The organism is Phaeobacter sp. JH20_02 (assembly GCF_048056915.1).
In the GTDB taxonomy this organism is placed as follows: domain Bacteria; phylum Pseudomonadota; class Alphaproteobacteria; order Rhodobacterales; family Rhodobacteraceae; genus Phaeobacter; species Phaeobacter bryozoorum.
The window spans coordinates 1-6,093 of record NZ_JAYMVP010000018.1; the positions used below are offsets into that span (position 1 = coordinate 1).

At 53.1% G+C, this 6,093-nt stretch carries 2 tRNA genes and 3 rRNA genes; all 5 read left to right on the forward strand.

Annotated features, from left to right (window positions below):
• Positions 1–518 precede the first annotated feature (518 nt).
• Positions 519–1,982, forward strand: a 16S ribosomal RNA gene (locus tag VWY34_RS05455).
• Positions 1,983–2,175: 193 nt separating this feature from the next.
• Positions 2,176–2,251: transfer RNA gene (locus tag VWY34_RS05460), tRNA-Ala, on the forward strand.
• Positions 2,252–2,276: 25 nt separating this feature from the next.
• Positions 2,277–2,353: transfer RNA gene (locus VWY34_RS05465), tRNA-Ile, on the forward strand.
• Between the two features lie 420 nt (positions 2,354–2,773).
• Positions 2,774–5,647 (forward strand): 23S ribosomal RNA (locus VWY34_RS05470).
• A 111-nt stretch (positions 5,648–5,758) separates the two neighbouring features.
• A 5S ribosomal RNA gene (gene rrf / locus VWY34_RS05475) occupies positions 5,759–5,873 on the forward strand.
• The 16S, 23S and 5S rRNA genes sit together here with 2 tRNA genes alongside, the layout of an rRNA operon.
• The last annotated feature ends 220 nt before the right edge of the window (positions 5,874–6,093 follow it).

The window sequence follows — 6,093 nt, forward strand, 5'->3', positions numbered from 1 at the left end:
CTTAGAACCCCCTTCACCGGCGGCGCTGAGGCGCTGCTGAGACACACCGGACGGTGCGGCGGGGACGCTGGATTGGACGGGAAACGCGGCGGAGAGACGCTGGGACGGGCCGGAGAGACGGTTGGACGCATCGGAAAGACGGTGGCATTTATGAGGGTTTGATCGGCGGGCGCGTCAGGAATTTGGCGCATCTGTTGGTTATTGTCTCTGGATGTATGCTCTTTGACATTGATGATATCTGAAGAGATATGTGGGCGGTTTGGTTCATTCGATGGATCAACGTCTGTATATCAACGCTAGTAGGGCTTTTGTCCGATGATCTAGTGTCAGCTTCACTGTCTTGTTCGGCTTCGGTTTCTTTTGAAACCAAGCACAACAGACAGAGAAACATGATTGCAATTCCGGGTTCCTAGCCGGGTCTGGATCACGCCTAATCGCGCTCAAGTAGCCGAATAGGCGGTAGTGCAATCAAGATGTGCAGAGGTTCGAACGTCAAGGATAAGCATGTAAGTGCTTTTCAACTTGAGAGTTTGATCCTGGCTCAGAACGAACGCTGGCGGCAGGCCTAACACATGCAAGTCGAGCGCGCCCTTCGGGGTGAGCGGCGGACGGGTTAGTAACGCGTGGGAACGTGCCCTTCTCTAAGGAATAGCCACTGGAAACGGTGAGTAATACCTTATACGCCCTTCGGGGGAAAGATTTATCGGAGAAGGATCGGCCCGCGTTAGATTAGATAGTTGGTGGGGTAACGGCCTACCAAGTCTACGATCTATAGCTGGTTTTAGAGGATGATCAGCAACACTGGGACTGAGACACGGCCCAGACTCCTACGGGAGGCAGCAGTGGGGAATCTTGGACAATGGGCGCAAGCCTGATCCAGCCATGCCGCGTGAGTGATGAAGGCCTTAGGGTCGTAAAGCTCTTTCGCCAGAGATGATAATGACAGTATCTGGTAAAGAAACCCCGGCTAACTCCGTGCCAGCAGCCGCGGTAATACGGAGGGGGTTAGCGTTGTTCGGAATTACTGGGCGTAAAGCGCACGTAGGCGGATCAGAAAGTTGGGGGTGAAATCCCAGGGCTCAACCCTGGAACTGCCTCCAAAACTCCTGGTCTTGAGTTCGAGAGAGGTGAGTGGAATTCCGAGTGTAGAGGTGAAATTCGTAGATATTCGGAGGAACACCAGTGGCGAAGGCGGCTCACTGGCTCGATACTGACGCTGAGGTGCGAAAGTGTGGGGAGCAAACAGGATTAGATACCCTGGTAGTCCACACCGTAAACGATGAATGCCAGTCGTCAGCAAGCATGCTTGTTGGTGACACACCTAACGGATTAAGCATTCCGCCTGGGGAGTACGGTCGCAAGATTAAAACTCAAAGGAATTGACGGGGGCCCGCACAAGCGGTGGAGCATGTGGTTTAATTCGAAGCAACGCGCAGAACCTTACCAACCCTTGACATCCTCGGACCACCAGAGAGATCTGGTTTCCACTTCGGTGGCCGAGTGACAGGTGCTGCATGGCTGTCGTCAGCTCGTGTCGTGAGATGTTCGGTTAAGTCCGGCAACGAGCGCAACCCACATCCTTAGTTGCCAGCAGTTCGGCTGGGCACTCTAGGGAAACTGCCCGTGATAAGCGGGAGGAAGGTGTGGATGACGTCAAGTCCTCATGGCCCTTACGGGTTGGGCTACACACGTGCTACAATGGCAGTGACAATGGGTTAATCCCAAAAAACTGTCTCAGTTCGGATTGGGGTCTGCAACTCGACCCCATGAAGTCGGAATCGCTAGTAATCGCGTAACAGCATGACGCGGTGAATACGTTCCCGGGCCTTGTACACACCGCCCGTCACACCATGGGAGTTGGGTTTACCCGAAGGCCGTGCGCCAACCAGCAATGGGGGCAGCGGACCACGGTGAGCTCAGCGACTGGGGTGAAGTCGTAACAAGGTAGCCGTAGGGGAACCTGCGGCTGGATCACCTCCTTTCTAAGGATGTATCTAGCTAGATCAGAGCTTGCTCTGTCTCGTGATACACTTAGCATAAGATCAGTAATCAAAACTGATCACATCGTTTAGGTCCTCAAGTAGCGCTCCGCGCGGTAGGACACTAAACAGGACCAGGCCGTCCTCATATCTCTTCAGAACTGTCATGATCTTGCCCTGGGGCGAGATCTAGCAAGGGGCCTTAGCTCAGCTGGGAGAGCGCCTGATTTGCATTCAGGAGGTCAGGAGTTCGATCCTCCTAGGCTCCACCACTCATGCGAACGGCCCACATAGAATGGGTCGGTAGCTCAGGTGGTTAGAGCGCACGCCTGATAAGCGTGAGGTCGGAGGTTCAAGTCCTCCTCGACCCACCATTCTGCAAGAGACGATTTGATCATCAAGCACTTGCTTTGAGTGTTTGATCGTCCAATCGGACCGGATCGATGTTCCTTCGGGAAGGTTGATCACATTGACATCGTTTAGAGAGATACAATCAACAACACTGTTGGTCACCCGCGTGAGGGATCGACCTCAGTTTGGTGCTGACGGCCACCTATGTGGCCTGATGCGAGCCTTTGCATCCGCCCTTTTCCTCGGGCGCGCGAGGGTCTGCCGGACTGAAACCACAGTGTTGTCCAAGTCAAGTACACTAACCCGGTTCATATTCCGCAAGGTTTATGAACCAATGTTCACTTCTATGAAGTGAGCGGGAAAGTATGCTTTTGGTTCAGAATAAGGCCACAGTTTCTTACCAGCTTCTGTGGCGTGACAGTTCACTGTCTTTTTCTGGACCAGATCAAGCGCGAGAAGGGCGTTTGGTGGATGCCTTGGCAGTAAGAGGCGATGAAGGACGTGATACTCTGCGATAAGTCATGGGGAGCTGAGAATAGGCTTTGATCCATGAATTTCCGAATGGGGGAACCCACCTGACAGTTTGTTATTGTGACCCTGCAGTCTGCTATGAGAGGCCTGTCCTCAAGTAGCAAAGCGGTAGGACATCAATAATGAGCTTAATCAGGTACTTAAGACCTGAATACATAGGGTTTTAAGAGCAAACCCGGGGAACTGAAACATCTAAGTACCCGGAGGAAAGGACATCAATATGATACTCCCCTAGTAGCGGCGAGCGAACGGGGACCAGCCGAGCCTTGAGTGTGAATAGAATGTGTTGGGAAGCACAGCCATAGTGGGTGATAGCCCCGTATATGAAGCATGATAGGACGTATTAAGTAGGGCGGGACACGTGAAATCCTGTCTGAAGATCGGAGGACCACCTTCGAAGGCTAAGTACTCCTTACTGACCGATAGCGAACCAGTACCGTGAGGGAAAGGTGAAAAGCACCCCGACGAGGGGAGTGAAACAGTACCTGAAACCGAACGCCTACAATCAGTTGGAGGCCCCTTGAGGGCTGACAGCGTACCTTTTGTATAATGGGTCATCGACTTGGTCTCACGAGCAAGCTTAAGCCGTTAGGTGTAGGCGCAGCGAAAGCGAGTCTTAATAGGGCGCATGAGTTCGTGGGATCAGACCCGAAACCGAGTGATCTAGGCATGGCCAGGTTGAAGGTGCAGTAACATGCACTGGAGGACCGAACCCACATCCGTTGAAAAGGATCGGGATGAGCTGTGCCTAGGGGTGAAAGGCCAATCAAACTCGGAGATAGCTGGTTCTCTGCGAAATCTATTTAGGTAGAGCGTCATCCGAATACCCCGGGGGGTAGAGCACTGGATGGGTAATGGGGCCCCACAGGCTTACTGATCCTAACCAAACTCCGAATACCCGGGAGTACTAGATGGCAGACACACTGCGGATGCTAACGTCCGTAGTGGAGAGGGAAACAACCCTGACCTACAGCTAAGGCCCCTAATTCATGGCTAAGTGGGAAAGCAGGTGGGATGTCCAAAACAACCAGGAGGTTGGCTTAGAAGCAGCCATCCTTTAAAGATAGCGTAACAGCTCACTGGTCTAATTAAGACGTCCTGCGGCGAAGATGTAACGGGGCTCAAGCCATGAGCCGAAGCTTAGGATGCACATAGTGCATGGTAGCAGAGCGTAGTGTGACATAGTTCCATGCGTCTTTAACCTTCCTCTGGAAGGTCTTGGACGCACGGAGCTTTCGATGAAGCGGGCGCGTGAGCGATCCCGTGGAGAGATCACTAGCGAGAATGATGACATGAGTAGCGACAAAGAGTGTGAGAGACACTCTCGCCGAAAGTCCAAGGGTTCCTGCTTAAAGCTAATCTGAGCAGGGTAAGCCGGCCCCTAAGGCGAGGCCGAAAGGCGTAGCCGATGGGAACTAGGTTAATATTCCTAGGCCAGGAGGATGTGACGGATTGTGAAGGTAGTTCATCCTTATCGGATTGAATGGGCTGCTGATCAGTCCCTGGAAATAGCCCTCCATGAGACCGTACCCTAAACCGACACAGGTGGACTGGTAGAGAATACCAAGGCGCTTGAGAGAACGATGTTGAAGGAACTCGGCAAAATACCTCCGTAAGTTCGCGAGAAGGAGGCCCGGTTCCAAGGCAACTTGGAGCTGGGGGCACAAACCAGGGGGTGGCGACTGTTTATTAAAAACACAGGGCTCTGCGAAGTCGCAAGACGACGTATAGGGTCTGACGCCTGCCCGGTGCCTGAAGGTTAAAAGGAGGGGTGAGAGCTCCGAATTGAAGCCCAGGTAAACGGCGGCCGTAACTATAACGGTCCTAAGGTAGCGAAATTCCTTGTCGGGTAAGTTCCGACCTGCACGAATGGCGTAACGACTTCCCCGCTGTCTCCAACATCGACTCAGCGAAATTGAATTGCCTGTCAAGATGCAGGCTTCCCGCGGTTAGACGGAAAGACCCCGTGCACCTTTACTACAGCTTCGCACTGGTATCAGGATTGTGATGTGCAGGATAGGTGGTAGGCATCGAAACCGGAACGCTAGTTCTGGTGGAGCCTCCCTTGAGATACCACCCTTCGCACTCTTGATATCTAACCGCGGTCCGTTATCCGGATCCGGGACCCTGCGTGGCGGGTAGTTTGACTGGGGCGGTCGCCTCCTAAAGCGTAACGGAGGCGCGCGAAGGTTGGCTCAGAGCGGTCGGAAATCGCTCGTTGAGTGCAATGGCAGAAGCCAGCCTGACTGCGAGACTGACAAGTCGAGCAGAGACGAAAGTCGGCCATAGTGATCCGGTGGTCCCAAGTGGGAGGGCCATCGCTCAACGGATAAAAGGTACGCCGGGGATAACAGGCTGATACTGCCCAAGAGTCCATATCGACGGCAGTGTTTGGCACCTCGATGTCGGCTCATCTCATCCTGGGGCTGGAGCAGGTCCCAAGGGTACGGCTGTTCGCCGTTTAAAGAGGTACGTGAGCTGGGTTTAGAACGTCGTGAGACAGTTCGGTCCCTATCTGCCGTGGGTGTAGGATACTTGAGAGGAGTTGCCCCTAGTACGAGAGGACCGGGGTGAACGATCCACTGGTGGACCTGTTGTTGCGCCAGCAGCAGTGCAGGGTAGCTATGATCGGACAGGATAACCGCTGAAGGCATCTAAGCGGGAAGCCCCCCTCAAAACAAGGTATCCCTGAGGGCCGAGGTAGACCACCTCGTCAATAGGCCGGAGATGTAAGTGCAGCAATGCATTCAGTTGACCGGTACTAATCGCCCGATAGGCTTGATCTGTTCCAGTAACAGGCAGTGACACAATGAACCAAAAGCAAAACAAACTTGGACTTCATCGCGATTGTATCTCGACGATCTCTCACAAAGATCGTCAATATGGATTTTCCTCGGTTTGGTGGTCATAGCGCAAGTGAAACACCCGGTCCCATCCCGAACCCGGAAGTTAAGCACTGTTGCGCCGATGGTACTGCGTCTTAAGGCGTGGGAGAGTAGGTCACCGCCAAACCTAGTAAAATCCATAAACTCTAAACGATAACAATAAAAAATACCTTCAGATATACCCCTCTGAAGGGATAAATGCTCAATCACAACATCAGTGATAAAGCAATTAATGGCTCAACTCGCGCAACGCGCCAGAGCCTGAATAAAAATGTCGCGGGATGGAGCAGCCCGGTAGCTCGTCAGGCTCATAACCTGAAGGTCGTAGGTTCAAATCCTACTCCCGC